The following is a 14,336-nucleotide window of genomic DNA, read 5'->3' as shown; positions in this document are numbered from 1 at the left end:
TGTCTATGGCCGACACAGTACCATCTTCGGGAATCGAACTCCCCGCCGAGGAACCCGAAGTTCGCTGCTTTGAGGTCACTCCCGAGTTCGCGGGCCGCCGTCTCGACCAGTTCCTGGTGACGCATCTCGACGGCATCAGCCGGTCACGGATTCAACTGCTCCTCGATCAGGGCGGCATTGTGGTCGACGGGAAGCAGGCGAAAGCCTCCCATAAACTGCATGGAACCGAGTCGATTGTGGTCACCGGCGAAGCGCAGCCTCCGCCGCTCCGCGCTCTAGCTGAAGAGATCCCGCTCGACATCGTCTTTGAGGACGAGGATCTTGCCGTGATCAACAAGCCGGCCGGAATGATGGTGCACGCGGGCGCCGGCGATACCGATGACGCGCGCAACCGCGGCACCCTAGTAAACGCGCTTCTGCATCACTTTCAATCGCTATCGACCACTGCCGGCGAACTGCGGCCGGGCATCGTTCATCGCCTCGACAAGGAGACCAGCGGCCTCATCATCGTCGCCAAGAATGACCGGACCCATCAGGCGCTCTCAGAGATGTTCTCCAGCCGCAGCCTGAGCAAGACTTACCTGGCGCTGGTTCATGGTGATTTAAAGCAGGATTTCGGGACCATCAATGCGCCGGTGAGCCGTGACGTGGTGCGCCGCACCCGCATGACGACTCGCCGCTCCGATGCCGGACGCACCGCCATCTCTCACTACAAGGTCCTACGCCGGTTGAACACCCGCTTCGGCCGCTTTACTCTGGTCTCGGTGCGCATCGAAACCGGTCGCACCCACCAGATCCGGGTGCACATGGCCTCGATCGGCCATCCGGTAGTCGGCGATAAGCTTTATGGCGCTCCCGCGGTGATTCCACTGGCGACCGCATCGACCCTGCGCCGCAAGCGTCTCCCGGATATCTCGGCTGGATCGGTCTCCCTCGACCGGAATTTCCTTCACGCGGCGGAACTGGAATTCGCCCACCCCCGTACCGGAAAGACGGTTGCGCTGCAATCGCCGCTTCCCGCCGACCTGACTGCCTTCCTGGCCAGGATTGAATCCACGATGTGAGTCGGAGCAGCCTGGCCATGGCTCCTTCTTCATTCTGGCAGCATCTCTCTAATTAGGAAGTCTCAATCTAGTTAAAAGGAAGAGCGCGGCGTGGATGTTGTCGCGCCTGCGGAAAGCGAGTCCTCATGAATCGAACTGCCCTGATAGCCGGCGCGACTGGCATTACCGGCGAGAACCTTGCCGCTCATCTGCTTGCCAAGGGTTGGGGGGTCTACGGATTGGCGCGGCGTCCGCGTCCGCTACCCGGTCTTCGGCCCGTCATTGCAGACTTGCAGGATGCCGACTCGGTACGCGATGCGCTTTCCGCGTTAGATGTGAGCCATCTTTTTATCTGTACGTGGGCCAGACAGGAAACTGAAATAGAAAACGTTCGGGTGAACGGGGCGATGGTCGAGAATCTGCTCGCCGCGCTCGCGCCCGCCAAATCGCTCGCCCACGCCGCCCTGGTTACGGGTACCAAGCATTATCTGGGGCCGTTCGAGTCCTACGGACAATCAACCGCCGAGACTCCTTTCCGGGAGGATGCACCGCGTCTCCCCGGCCTGAACTTCTACTACACCCAGGAAGACATCCTTTACGCTGCTGCCCAGCGGCACGGATTCACCTGGAGCGTTCATCGTCCGCACACAGTAATCGGCTACGCCCTTGGCAATGCCATGAATATGGGGGTGACACTGGCCGTCTATGCGACCATCTGCCGGCATACCGGTGAGCCGTTCGTCTTTCCTGGCTCGCAGTTTCAATGGAACGCCCTGACGGACGTAACCGACGCGAGAATTTTGGCCCATCATCTTGAGTGGGCTTCCACCACGCCAGCGGTGGCCAACCAGGCATTCAACATCGTCAATGGAGAGATCTTCCGGTGGCGGTGGCTGTGGCCGCAACTGGCAGAGTGGTTCGGTGTGCGCGCGGTTGGCCCTGGCCAGGTTCCCGCACCTCTTCAAGGAGTCATGCGCGATGCGGGCCGGATCTGGAAAGAGATCGCCGGCCAGCACGGGCTCGTCGAGGAAGAGGTAGAGAAGCTTGCCTCCTGGTGGCACACCGATGCCGATCTTGGCCGGGAGGTCGAGTGCGTCAACGACATGACCAAGAGCCGCAAAGCAGGCTTTGAGGAATATCAGGAGACCTATCTATCTTTCGTCGACGTCTTCACGCGGCTGCGGGAGGGGAGAATCATCCCCGCGTAGGAGCAGAGCGGGCAGGAAGCTCTGTCAGTAGCCGAGCTTTTTGTCGACGACGTTGCGCAGGGATTCGCCTTTGCGAAAACGCTCATACTGCGAGATAAAGAACCGCGCCGCGTCCTCGAGCCACTCGGCGTGATTGTCGGCGCAGTGGGGAGAGAGCAAAACATTTTCGAGCTTGTAGAGCGGGCTGTCTCCGGGGAGCGGTTCGTGCTCGAAGACATCGAGGCCCGCGCCCTTGATGCGCCCCTCGCTCAGGGCGCGGACCAGCGCGGCTTCGTCGATGACCGGACCGCGGCCTACATTGACGACGACTGCTTCGGATTTCATCGCCGCGAAGACTTGCTCTCCCACCAAATGATGGGTTTCAGCGGTGAGCGGCGCGGCTACGACCAGGTAATCGCAGAGACCGGCCATTTCGACAAGCTGGCTGGTCGCATAGAAGGCGTCCACCGGTCCAGGGTCGCTTCCGGCTTGCGGAAGATGGCGTTTCAGAGCCAGGACCCGCATCCCCATCGCCTTGGCGCGCAAACCGACTTCGCGCCCGATGTCCCCGTAGCCTACGATCCCAACCGTCTTGCGCTCGATGGGATGCATGTCGAAGGGCTTCCAGAGTCCGGCAATCTGCTGGCGCCGGAGCCGCGGCACGTCCTTGGCAAAGTAGAGCATGGCGAGCAACGCGAACTCGCCGAGCGAGGGGCTGAAGACTCCGCTGCCGTTGGTGAGGGGAATCGGGCTCTCCACGAGCTCGGGAAAAAGCATGTTGTCGAGCCCGGCATTGCGGGAGTGCACCCAGCGCAGCTTTGGGGCGGCGAGGACGATTTGGCGAAGCAGCTCTTTTGATGCTGACCAGTTGAACAGCACGGTGGCTTCGGCGAGGGAATCGCCGAACGCCTCCAGACTGTTACCCACCACAATCCGCGCGTCATTTTCGATCGGGGTCAGGAGCTCCGGGCGCGGGCCTGAAGACTTTGCGGCGATTAGAACGACATTCTGGTCCATAAGAAAAAACCTACCATAGCTGCCTCGGCAGGCGAACGGGCGGCATTCTCAGCCGTGCTGGCTTTCCACCTCTCCTCATTTGCCCCACGCGCACCGATCCCATCTGGGCATAACAGTCGGCCAGACCCGCATGTGCCGGCGCAAAGCTTCTAGTGATAGACAATGCCTCTTGAAAGTAGGCCATGCTGGTCCGGATCGCCTCTGTGGTCATCTTGTGCCAGAAGAAGCGGCCTTTGAGATAAGCATCGTACGGGGCGGACGATCGCGAATATCGTCGGGAACCAAAAGTGGCGCCGGGAAAGAGTTCCAGCGTCAGCGATTGACTCACGCGCTGCGTGACCTCCTCCTGCATCGCCAGCAGATCGCCCGTTTTCCGGTCGTAGGTCTCCGACCAAAGGATGCTTTTGTCGCGGAGATCATAAAGCTGGGCGCAAATGCGAAGCCGATCGCCCGATCGCCTCACCGACCCACGCAGAAGATAGTCCAGATTGAGCTGCCTTTGCAGCCGTTCGAAGTAGTCAGAGGAGGCATCGTCTGCATTCAGCCTGGGGATCGCACTGATTCGTAGGCTCGCCGGTTGAATGCGCGAAAGCGCGGAGACCATATCTTCAGTGAGTCCAGCGGCGAAGTAGCTTGCAATTTCACCGGAAAGGTCTTCGAAAGGAACCACCGCGATGCGAATGCGCTTCTTCGCCAAGGCAGGCTCACCGATCTCGTCGATCGGCGAAATGCAGCGATTACCGAGCCGGGGAAGGGTTTCGATGTGCCGCGGGTGCTCAGCCTGATCATTCATGGCAAGGCGTATCTGACGGATGCAAAAGTTGAGCCCCTGCTCGAAATCAACAAAAGTGTCCTCACCCCAAATCGCCAGGCGAATCTGCTCGCGAGTGACCAGCGAACCGCGATGGTTCAGGAGAAAGGCAAGCACCCGCGCCGGCTGCTGCTGAAGATGGACCGGCGCGCCGCTCCTCTGGAGCTCCAGCGTTTGCTCGTAAAACTCAAATTCCCTGAATCGGAAGACGCGCATGGTGAAGGGCCACCCGGGTCTGCGGAATTATAGGAGTTGTGCCCTTCGCACTCACTGTCATCCGCAGCGGGAGCGACGGAGTCGCCGATCTTGTACGCATCCCGAGACAACTGAGCTTTAAACGTCAAGGAGTACGCTTAGGCGGGTAGATCGGTACGAATCGCCGCCGGATGGCGACGTGCGTAGATTAAGCCTCCAGCAACTCCCAAGACCTGGGCGCACGCCCGAGCGGCCAACAACAAAGGGGATAATGCCGCGATCACCGGATCCTTCCGCAGGGCCCGCCCAACGAAGGGCAGCGTGCTCACAAGGAAAGAGCCAATCACTACAGCACTCACTGAAACTCGAGGCCGCACCACTCGATCGATGAGCAAGCCGGCCATCAGTGCAGGGGCAAATAGAAGCTGCAACTTCATGAGCTGCGGCGTATGGCTATCCTTCACACCTTTGCTGGGGTTCTTTCCCACCGCGAGCACGCGCCAGAAGGCGAATTTGTATTTCTTCTTCAGGTAGCTCCAGAACGTCGCCGGATGCGTATGGTAAACGATCGCCTTGGGAACAAAGACCATCTTCCAGCCACGCGCTGACATTCGATAAGAAAGCTCGACATCTTCCGCGCACGCCACCGGAAACGAGGTGTCGTAGCCGGTCATTTCGAGGAAGCGCTCCCGAACGAAGCCCGCCGAATAAGTATCGATGAAGTCGATACTCGGCAGCCCGGCCATGAGGTGGTATTTATCTTCATACTCGATCTGAACGAATCGCGCCGCCAAGGCAGTCTGCCGGGTCCGGTAAATCCCCTTGGCGCCAACTACTTCCGGGTCCGCAAACGGTTCCAGCATCGCGTCCAGCCAATCCGGCATAGGAACGCAATCGTCGTCGGTGAAGAGCAGGATACTTCCGCGCGATTCCAAAGCGCCGCGATTCCGTGCCGCCGCGGGCCCTGAATTGGCCTGGTTAATCAGGCGGACACCGGAATAGCCGCCCACCACCGCTGCCGTATCATCGGTCGAGCCGTCATTGACCACCAGGATTTCGAGGTCGCGGCTCCCTGCCTGGGAGAGCAATGCCGTCAGACACTGCCCGATCCGGCGCGCCCCATTGAACGTCGGGATGATTACCGAAATAGAAGGTGGTAAGGCGGACTGAACCAAACCTGCTCGATTCGTAAGTGGCGTGGCTTCGATCGGAGTCTTCACGTGCGCTTTCAAAACCGAAAGAGGAGCGCGCGCGACTCACCCATGGAGGAGTCGCGCGCTAGCTCGTTAGGCTGTGGCGCCTTGGGTTTTATTAGGAGCCTGGGGCGTTGTGGCAGCTGAGGTCTTCTCGTGTTCACTGCCCTTCAGCAGGTACTTGGACAAGGTCAGGAAACCCTTGAGGTTGCGCTGCAGCTCGCGCCGGTCCTTCAGCGATTGTTTTGCCTTGTAAAGCAGGTAGGAGGGGGCTAGATAGAAGCTTCGCCGCGCTCGATCGCAGAAGCTCACCAGCTGTTCGTGGGTGATGTTCGGCAGGGTCACGACGCTGTTATGCAGGCCGTCCTTGGTCAGCCACGCGCCCCAGTCTTCGATCTGGATGTAATCGCGCTTCTTGGCTTCCTGGTAGGCGGTCGTGCCCGGGTACACCATGATAGGGAAGAACTGCGCCGTATCCGGCCTCAGCGCCTTGGCAAAGTCCAGCGTCTTCTCCATGCTCGCCGGCGTCTCATTCAGATTGCCGACCATGAAGCAGCCATGGACCATAATGCCGGCGTCCTGGCAGCGGCGAACAAACTTATGCGCCTCCTCGTGATATTTCGAGTCGCGCCGGTCGTCGTTGTTCTTCTTCATGCCGTTGATGACTTCTACATCGCCGCTCTCGAAGCCGACGCAGAAAAGACGCGCGCCCGCCTGATGGACGACGGAGAGAAACTCCACATCAGCGCCAATATCAGCCCGGCAGTTCGCATCGAAGGGCAGCTTGTTGCCGCGCTTGATCAGTTCCTTCGCAAGCTCGAGGGTGCGCGGCTTGCTCACGATAAAGGTATCGTCTTCGAGCATCACCGTCTTGATCTCGGGCATCTCGCGCGCAACATATTCGAACTCGTCGGCGACATTCGCTACCGAACGGTACCGCATCGTGTGACCGCTGAACGTCTGCGGGTAGACGCAAAAGGAGCAATGATAAGGGCATCCGCGGCTGGTATCAAAGACCACCAGTGGCCACAGCGAGTGGCCATAAAAGTAATCCGGAGTATGTAGAAATCGCTTGTAGACCTCGGAGACAAACGGCAACTCATCCAGATTATGGATGGCCGCGCGTTGCGTATTGGTCACAATCTCACCCGCGCCCGCCCCCCGGCGCCAGACCAGTCCATCGACGCTTGAGAGGTCGGCCCCGCAGGCCTTCGCCGCCAGCCAATCCCGCACCGTGTACTCGTATTCTCGGATCGCCACTGCCTGCAGCGACGTCGACATCGCCAGCGTCTCCTTCGGCAGCGAGGACACGTGGCGGCCAACCATCAGCGTGTGCAGCGATGGCCTCGCGGCCACCAGCGACTCAATGACGCTGATGTCGTTCAGAATGCTGGGTGTCGAGGTATCGCAAACTACCGCATCGATGTTCTTGGCTTCGATCCGGTCGATTACCGCCTGCACCGAGTAGCCGCCGGCGGGGGCGTCGACCAGATCCACCTCATGCCCGTTCTTGATCGCAACCCCTGCAGCCGTCGCTAACCACTTGGGGTAATATAACGTTCCGCTTTTAGTAACCGCGGGGCTGCGCTGCTCTCGAGAAAATCGCGGGTGGAAAGGTGGATTCAGAAACAGCACGCGCATTCGTATGGGCCTCCGAAGGTGGTCTTACCCTCACCTTCTCGTAGTTTGCGGGATACATTCCCAGTTTAAGTTATCACGCCGAGCGTCCTAAGGAACGAAAGATCGATTTGCCCGGGAGTGCGTTCCCACTTCGAGCGATGCCATAATTGATGGGAACCCGGTATCTCGCGCTCAGTTGCGGTGAAATCCACGGTTACCACCGGCACCCAAAGGTCACTACGCTTCTGAGATATATCTCACCATCGACTCGCTCCCCAACCATGCCGGCCTCTCGGCAGTCCTTCTTCTACCCGTGGCAAGGCCTGCGTATTCGCGAAAAGCGAGGGTACCCGGTAGTAGGCTCAACCTCGAGGACCGCCAGGTAGCCGGAGACCGTGCCCATCGACCCATAGATTTAGCCGCCTGACGAATCAGACAATAACGTATGCCGGCAAGGAACACGAGAGTGCAGGCATATAAAGGAGAGTGCTTGAAGCGGAGCAATGGTTGCTCAGATCGCGCGTAGGCAGCCGCGAGTTGGCAAGTTTACCAACTTGGTGATCGGCACAACGACCGGATGATCTGCCCTGCTATTGATGGATGGACTCGCTAATCTACTTCTTTGCGCGCAAGAACTCGGCCCTGCGGCTCGCCGGTACCAATTGCAATAATAGGAAGTCGCGAAAACAGTCAAGGCTGCGGCGTTGACGGGACAAAGCAATGTCAACGACATTCAGAATTCAGCCGCCGTGCTTTCCTGAGAGTAGAACAACCGGTAACGCCTGCTCGAGTCTAACCCTATGACCCAACTCGCCATCGACCTTCGCTGGATCGACTCATCCGGTGTCGGCATGTACATCAAGGGTATTCTCCCCGGGATCGTGGAGCGGCTCCCCGATGTCGCGATTGTTGGCATCGGCGACCGTTCCCGCTTGGAAGATTTCCCCTGGGCACACGCCCCCAACATGCGACTGGTCGACTGCCGCGCCGGTCGGTATTCGATGGCGGAACAGATCCAGCTGCCGCTTGCCATTCCGTCGAATACCGACCTGTTCTTTTCTCCCTACTACACCATCCCCTTGCTGTACCGAGGTCGTTTCGCCGTCACCGTTCACGACTTGAGCCATCGAATGGTTGCGGAAATCGTCGGCAACCCAAAGAAGCGGACGTACGCCAAGCTAATGTTCCGCGCCTTAAGAAAGCGAGCCTCCCTTATCTTGACCGTCTCGAACTTCAGTAAAGCGGAGCTGCTTCGCCTCACTGAAGGTCCTCGTCAGGACAACATCATCACCACCCATCTCGGCATCTCCGAGGAATGGTATACGGCTGCCTCTTTGCCGGCGGTTCGTACCCGCCCCTATTTCATTCACGTCGGAAATATCAAGCCTTACAAGAACCTCAGCCGCCTGGTTGAAGCTTTTCTCGAAATAAAGGACAGGATTCCGCAGGACCTCGTCATCGTCGGCCAGAGCGAGGGCTTGATTACTGGGGAGTCGCCGGAGTTTTTTGAGCGCGTCCGCTCCGCCGGCGACCGCATCCATCTCACCGGCTTCGTCTCCTACCAGGATCTGCTTTCCCTGGTCGGCCACGCGGATGCTTTGGTCATGCCGTCGCTCTACGAGGGCTTTGGCCTGCCTCCGCTCGAAGCCATGGCCGCCGGTGTCCCCGTCACCGTCGCCCGCTCGGCTTCGCTGCCCGAGGTCTGTGCGGACGCCGCCCTCTACTTCAATCCGCTCAACAGCGATGACATCGCCGAAAAGCTGATCGAAATCGCCTCGAACCCCCAGCTCCGCAGTCAGCTCCAACAGAAGGGGATCGAGCGCAGCCAGATCTTCCGCTGGGATACCTGCGCCCAACAAACCGCCGCAGCCCTCCGCGACCACCTCGAGGGTCGCAAGTCCGGGAAAGCTTAACTTGCCGAAATCAATCTCAGGGAGCCCCATTCAAGCTCGCTCTTGGGCTTGAATGGGAGTAAATCTCCGGCCGCCAGACAATCTTAAGTGAATACATATGCCGATGGGGCGAAGTAGTTGGCGCATTCGTAGGCGGAAGATATTGCAGCACTGCCCTGGAGCGCTTCGGTGTGCTAGCGTTGCGGCTTTGCGGTGCACTGCTTTGCGTTTCGCGAAGAGCTTCTCGATGGGTTAGGTCAGCGTCAGCTCATCGAGGATAAAATCGCTCAATGCGAGATATGCCGAACCTTGATTTGCTCCGAGCTTGTGCGGTTCTTTCTGTTGTACTGGAGCACGTTTTAATTGCATACAAGATTTATTGGATCGGATATTGGGAAATCAGGTGGGTGGGGGTGGTGGGCGTCTTTCTCTTTTTCGTGCACACTTCGCTTGTCTTAATGTGGTCCTTGGAGCGTAAGCCCCATACTTTAGATTTCTACATTCGTCGCATATTCCGCCTCTATCCGCTGGCCTTAGCCGTTCTCGCCATTACATTGCTCTTTCACGCTCCGGTATCTAGTACTCTGACGGACTTCTTCCGGTTCCAACCGCCCAAGGGGGTGCTCGACGTTGTGGGGGCTGCATTACTCATACCGAATATTGTCGGCGGCTATGTTCCCGTAGGAGTCATGTGGACGTTACCCTACGAGGTCGAGATGTACCTGTGTTTGCCCGTGATTTTCTTCTTTGTCCGGAGCAATTTCAACCGGTGGACGCTTCTTCTGTTGTGGGTGTTCGTAGTGGCAATCTGCCGACCGTTATTCAGAGACACTCCTCACAACTTCTTTCTGTGCATTCCATATTTTCTTCCTGGCATTATGGCGTACGTCGGTTTTCGACGTACTCGACCATTTCTGCCAGCATGGACATTCCCTTTAGCTCTAGCGGTGCTATGGAGCGTCTTCCTGGTTAGACCAGGATGGAGACCGGCGGACTTACTTTGTTTGGCAGTTGGTCTAGGCCTCCCCTTTTTCCATCAGATCACATTAAAACCCCTGCTCCGCATAAGCCACCTCATCGCTAAATACTCATATGGCGCCTATCTCGTGCATCCGTTCTCGATCACACTGGGGCTTTATTTCATGCCCCATCAACCCCTTGCCTTACAAATTGCAGTTATTCTTATCTCCTTGGTCGTCTTCTCGGTAGCAGCGTACCATCTTTTGGAATACCCGATGATCCGCCTAGGCTCACGTCTGGCCAAACAAGCTTCAAACAGATTCGAACAGCACGACATAAACGTAGCGCGTAACGCTCCAACTCCGGAGCTTATTGCGTAAAGGCGAAGACCTCATTCGCGATCGCCTCCGCGTTGCGTGAGAATTTCCGTTCAGCTTGCCTTTGTGTAACTCGTCTATGGTCTGTTTTGTGAGGCAAGTGCTATGTGCGCTCACTCCTCTGAGCCAGGACCGGCGTGGAGGATACTGTGAATCTCTCTTTGAGATTAAGAAAGGGGCTCTCAAGGTACCGGAAGCTCAACCAAGCCAGACCAATCGAAGAAATGAGAGCAACAGTCGCAACCGCAATCCTAGGGTGGGTCGGCGCCAGTCTTATGCCAATGTGGCTGTAAAACACATGCGGGATATCGTGCAATACATATGCGCCGTAGCTGATGCGACCCAGCCAACGCAACGGTCGTAAACTCAGACCTCGATAAAGCAGTGAACGCGGTTGAACAGCCACCAGAATGACCAGAGCTGCCAATAAGTCGAGAGCGCTTAGCCACCAGGTGAACAACCAGTCCGCGTCAGGTTGAGCCTGCTGAACAAGATTTCCGGCGGGCGTGAAATATGCCCAGGCCAGCAATATCGCCATGGCGATCGGGAGCGCAACCCTGGCGATTCTAAGCAGCATGGCCGAATAGGACCCTCTGAGTAAGAGAGCGATTAAGCCGCCAATGAGCAATGCGTCGAGGCGGAACGGAGTGGCCCGCGAAAGGATCTGGTTATCGAGCATCCACTTCGGAAACAGATGCTGGCCCGCTAATCTCATTGCAAGACACAGTGGCAAAGTAGCGGCGCAAATCCAACAGAGTCGGACGCGGTCGCGAATCCAAAAGACCACCCATGGCCAAATCAGGTAGAACTGTTCCTCAACGCAGAGCGACCAGAAATGGCCTAAAAACAGGGTGATATGGAAGCCACTCACCGCGCCGACCATATGAAAATCAGCCAGCCTTTCCATGGGCGAAAGCGGGAGGTACGGCCTCAAAAAAGGAGCGTAGTTGCCTAGGTAGGCCGGCCAAATCAGCCAGGACCAAGACCACTGCCAATGAAAGATGGGCGCCGATAACAGCAGCGCTAACATAACACTATAGTAGAGCGGGAAGATGCGGAGCGTTCGTCGAACGTAGAAGTTACGGGCGCGATAAGCATCATGGCAGGTGTCGTAGAGGATGCCCGTAATCAGAAATCCGGACAGTACAAAGAAGACATCGACTCCCATCCAGCCCCACGGGACGAGTAGGTAGTGATGAAAGAAAACCATAAGGAATGCAATGGCGCGCAAACCATCCAGCGCAGGGAAGAACGCTCGATTTTCTGGCTTCGTGCGCTCAGTGTTGGCTGTAACTGGTATGCTTTTCGGCAAGTATCGTCTCCCAATGCCAGATGGAAATCTTCACTACCGAAAATCTTCACTAACGGAATCTTCACTAACTTAGAGAGCGACACCAGAAAACGAAACTCCTGCATCTCCCGCTCAGGTGTTCGCCCGCGTCAATCGTGATAGTTCGGCGCCCGGCCTGGGTATTGTATCCGGGTAGCCGGTACCGGCTCATTGCTCGGTTGATCGATAACTATCCACTGTGCGTTTAAACCCCTCTTCGATCGTCGTCCTTGATCGCCACCCTAGGGATCTAAGCTTCTCGGCACTCACCGGCGTGCCTGAATGCGCACTCTGGACAGAATTCATGTCGGGATTTTTAAACCGCTTAACATAGATTCCCTCGTCCTTATAGAGCACAGCCAACCGATCGGCGAGTTCGGCGATGCTGCATTCGGCATCCGGGTTCACGACGTTGTAAGCCTGTCCTGCCTCCCCTTTCAACAACACGGTAAAGAAGGCCGTCGTCGCATCCGCAAGATAACAGAACGGTCTTCGCGCGCTTCCGTCGCTTAGCATGTTGATCGGTCCACCATTCAAGATGTCGCGAACAAAGTCTGCGTAAACCCGACCATCGTCTAACCGCATTCGGGGGCCATAGGTGTGACCTGGTCTTACAATGCGCGCGGGAACTCCGTATTGGCGCGCCCAGGAAGCGCACATCGTCTCGCCAGCCCTCTTGCCCTCCCCGTAGCATGCTCTAGGACCAAGGGGATCAAGAAATCCTCCTTCGTTCTCAGCGAGAGGGGTCGGTCCTCCCTTCACAGCTCCATAGACCTCGCCACTGCTGAAAAACAAGAAACCCTGACACGCCTTATTCTGAGCGGCAGCGTTCAGGAGGTGATAGGTGCCTAGCATGTTCGCAGAGATTGTCCCTGCGGGGTCTGCCAGGTAAGCTACTGGACTCGCGTTGCTGGCGGCATGAATGATGTAGTCGAAGGGTGTCGATACTCGGAGTGGATCGGAGACATTCTGCACGAGAATCCGGAGGTCGTCGCGGCCTTGGTATTCGGCGAATCGCGCCATCGCCCGTTCCTCATTGCGAACGAGGGCGCTCACCTTGGCCGGTTTTGAGAGTACAAACCGATTCAGGAACATCAGCGTCTCGACCATATAGGCCGGCAAAAAGCCTGCTGCGCCGGTCACCAGAACCTCCGCCCCAGCAAAGGACTGCCACGGCAGAGGCTCCTGAAGAATGCGCTTTATATCGTCTTGTACGATGGAATTCATAGGGAGGCGTCTCCGCAGGGAACTATTCCGCTCCCCCGAAACGAGATCTGCGCATCGCTCAGCCAAACCAGCCGGAACATTCCATTGCGCAACTCGCCTGGAGCAGCCAGTTTAGTTATATTTTCCAGTTTGGGCTGGTTCCGGTATCGCCGCGTTGGCAAAGTCGATAATCGTGCTAGCTACAAAGTCCAGCATGGGCTTGGTCAAGCCAGGATAGACCCCCACCCAAAATACATTGTTCATCACAAAATTAGTGTTTGGAAGTTCGCCGATGACCCGGTAATCACGACCTTCATAGGCTGGTTGGCGAGCGAGGTTGCCGCCGAAGAGCAGCCGAGTGCCAATCTTCCTGCTTTCGAGTGCCCGCGTCAAATCATCACGCTTGATGGGCGAACCCTCACGAATGCCGATGGGGAAGCCGAACCATGATGGATCGGAGTTGGGCGTCGCCTCCGGCAAAATCAAGAACTCTTCCAAAGGTTCGAGCGCTCTCCGCAAGTAGCTGAAGTTCTCCTTGCGCCGCTCGATGAAGTGCGGCAGCTTGGCGATTTGCGAGACCCCAAGGGCCGCCTGCATGTCAGTGGCTTTCAGATTGTAGCCAATATGCGAATAGGTGTACTTGTGGTCATAGCCGCAAGGCAGCGTCCCCAGTTGCCAAACAAACCGTTTGCCGCAGGTGTTGTCTTTGCCGGGTTCGCACCAGCAATCGCGTCCCCAGTCGCGAAAGGATTCGATGAGCACTTGCAGGGCCGGTTTGTCGGTGAGGACAGCCCCGCCTTCTCCCATGGTGATATGGTGCGCCGGATAGAAACTCACGGTCGCAATATCGCCGAAGGTTCCCACCTTGCGTCCACGGTAAGTTGACCCAAGCGCATCGCAACAGTCCTCAACCAGCCATAGATTGTACTTGCGCGCGAACTCAGTCACAGCGTCCAGATCAAACACGTTGCCTAGCGTGTGGGCGATCACGATGGCCTTCGTCTTCTCGCTACGCGCCGCCTCCAGCTGGCTGACGTCAATTTCGTAGCCCGGCACAGTGACATCCACAAAGACAGGCACAAGCTGATTCTGGATGATCGGATTCACAGTCGTCGGAAATCCCGCGGCCACAGTAATCACTTCGTCGCCCGGCTTGAGTTGACGGTTGCCCAGCTTGGGCGAGGTAAGTGCGCTGACCGCGACCAGATTTGCGGAGGATCCGGAGTTCACCAGCGAGGCCGAACGGACACCGACAAACCGGGCCAGCTTGCTCTCGAACTCTTTGGCGAAGCGTCCGGTGGTGAACCAGCAATCGAGCGCCGAGTCGATCACCAGACTGACGTCGTCGCTGTCGATGACCTTCCCGGACACCGGCACCGATGAGACGCCGGGGACAAAGTCCTTATGCGGAAACGCCTCAGAAAAATATTGCGCCGTTAGGTCGCGAATCTGTTCGCGCAACAGCTGCGCTTTGTCACCCATATGTGGCTTTGATACCCTCTCCT

Annotated in this window: 11 protein-coding genes; 4 read left to right on the top strand and 7 right to left on the bottom strand. The window is 57.5% G+C overall.

Going from position 1 to position 14,336, the window contains the following annotated elements; genetic code table 11:
* The first annotated feature begins 5 nt into the window (after window positions 1-5).
* Together ACPOL_RS10245 and ACPOL_RS10240 are read left to right on the top strand one after the other, a co-directional pair.
* Window positions 6-1,064: an RluA family pseudouridine synthase gene (locus ACPOL_RS10245; protein ID WP_236657372.1), complete on the top strand. Its 1,059-nt coding sequence runs from the start codon at window positions 6-8 to the stop codon at window positions 1,062-1,064.
* 125 nt (window positions 1,065-1,189) lie between these two features.
* Window positions 1,190-2,251 (top strand): SDR family oxidoreductase, encoded by a 1,062-nt coding sequence (locus ACPOL_RS10240; RefSeq protein ID WP_114206982.1) that lies wholly within the window; start codon window positions 1,190-1,192, stop codon window positions 2,249-2,251.
* A 24-nt stretch (window positions 2,252-2,275) separates the two neighbouring features.
* On the opposite strand, the gene ACPOL_RS10235 is transcribed toward ACPOL_RS10240, so the two are convergent.
* The 4 genes from ACPOL_RS10235 to ACPOL_RS10220 form a co-directional block, all read right to left on the bottom strand.
* Window positions 2,276-3,247 (bottom strand): D-2-hydroxyacid dehydrogenase, encoded by a 972-nt coding sequence (locus tag ACPOL_RS10235; RefSeq protein WP_114206981.1) that lies wholly within the window; start codon window positions 3,245-3,247, stop codon window positions 2,276-2,278.
* Between the two features lie 10 nt (window positions 3,248-3,257).
* Entirely contained in the window at window positions 3,258-4,274 is a 1,017-nt protein-coding gene (locus ACPOL_RS10230) for a winged helix-turn-helix domain-containing protein (RefSeq protein ID WP_114206980.1), read from the bottom strand.
* 137 nt (window positions 4,275-4,411) lie between these two features.
* Window positions 4,412-5,473 (bottom strand): glycosyltransferase family 2 protein, encoded by a 1,062-nt coding sequence (locus ACPOL_RS10225; RefSeq protein WP_161557285.1) that lies wholly within the window; start codon window positions 5,471-5,473, stop codon window positions 4,412-4,414.
* Window positions 5,474-5,539: 66 nt separating this feature from the next.
* Complete coding sequence (locus ACPOL_RS10220; RefSeq protein ID WP_114206978.1) at window positions 5,540-7,087, bottom strand: B12-binding domain-containing radical SAM protein; 1,548 nt, start codon at window positions 7,085-7,087, stop codon at window positions 5,540-5,542.
* Between the two features lie 779 nt (window positions 7,088-7,866).
* Here ACPOL_RS10220 and ACPOL_RS10215 point away from each other — a divergent pair.
* Entirely contained in the window at window positions 7,867-8,979 is a 1,113-nt protein-coding gene (locus ACPOL_RS10215) for a glycosyltransferase family 4 protein (RefSeq protein WP_114206977.1), read from the top strand.
* A 278-nt stretch (window positions 8,980-9,257) separates the two neighbouring features.
* Window positions 9,258-10,298 carry an acyltransferase family protein gene (locus ACPOL_RS10210; protein WP_236657371.1) on the top strand — a complete coding sequence of 347 codons (1,041 nt, stop codon included), beginning with the start codon at window positions 9,258-9,260 and terminating at the stop codon, window positions 10,296-10,298.
* 100 nt (window positions 10,299-10,398) lie between these two features.
* On the opposite strand, the gene ACPOL_RS10205 is transcribed toward ACPOL_RS10210, so the two are convergent.
* The 3 genes from ACPOL_RS10205 to rfbH all read right to left on the bottom strand — a co-directional run bounded on the left by ACPOL_RS10205 (window position 10,399) and on the right by rfbH (window position 14,313).
* Complete coding sequence (locus ACPOL_RS10205) at window positions 10,399-11,607, bottom strand: acyltransferase family protein (RefSeq protein WP_114206975.1); 1,209 nt, start codon at window positions 11,605-11,607, stop codon at window positions 10,399-10,401.
* 186 nt (window positions 11,608-11,793) lie between these two features.
* Window positions 11,794-12,852, bottom strand: coding sequence for an NAD-dependent epimerase/dehydratase family protein (locus tag ACPOL_RS10200; protein WP_114206974.1), 1,059 nt, complete (start codon window positions 12,850-12,852; stop codon window positions 11,794-11,796).
* Window positions 12,853-12,963: 111 nt separating this feature from the next.
* Window positions 12,964-14,313: a lipopolysaccharide biosynthesis protein RfbH gene (rfbH, locus tag ACPOL_RS10195; RefSeq protein WP_114206973.1), complete on the bottom strand. Its 1,350-nt coding sequence runs from the start codon at window positions 14,311-14,313 to the stop codon at window positions 12,964-12,966.
* Window positions 14,314-14,336: the final 23 nt, after the last annotated feature.

Source organism: Acidisarcina polymorpha, assembly GCF_003330725.1.
In the GTDB taxonomy this organism is placed as follows: Bacteria; Acidobacteriota; Terriglobia; order Terriglobales; family Acidobacteriaceae; genus Acidisarcina; species Acidisarcina polymorpha.
The sequence above is the reverse complement of the archived record's forward strand: the minus strand, read 5'-3'. Positions and strand labels throughout refer to the sequence as shown.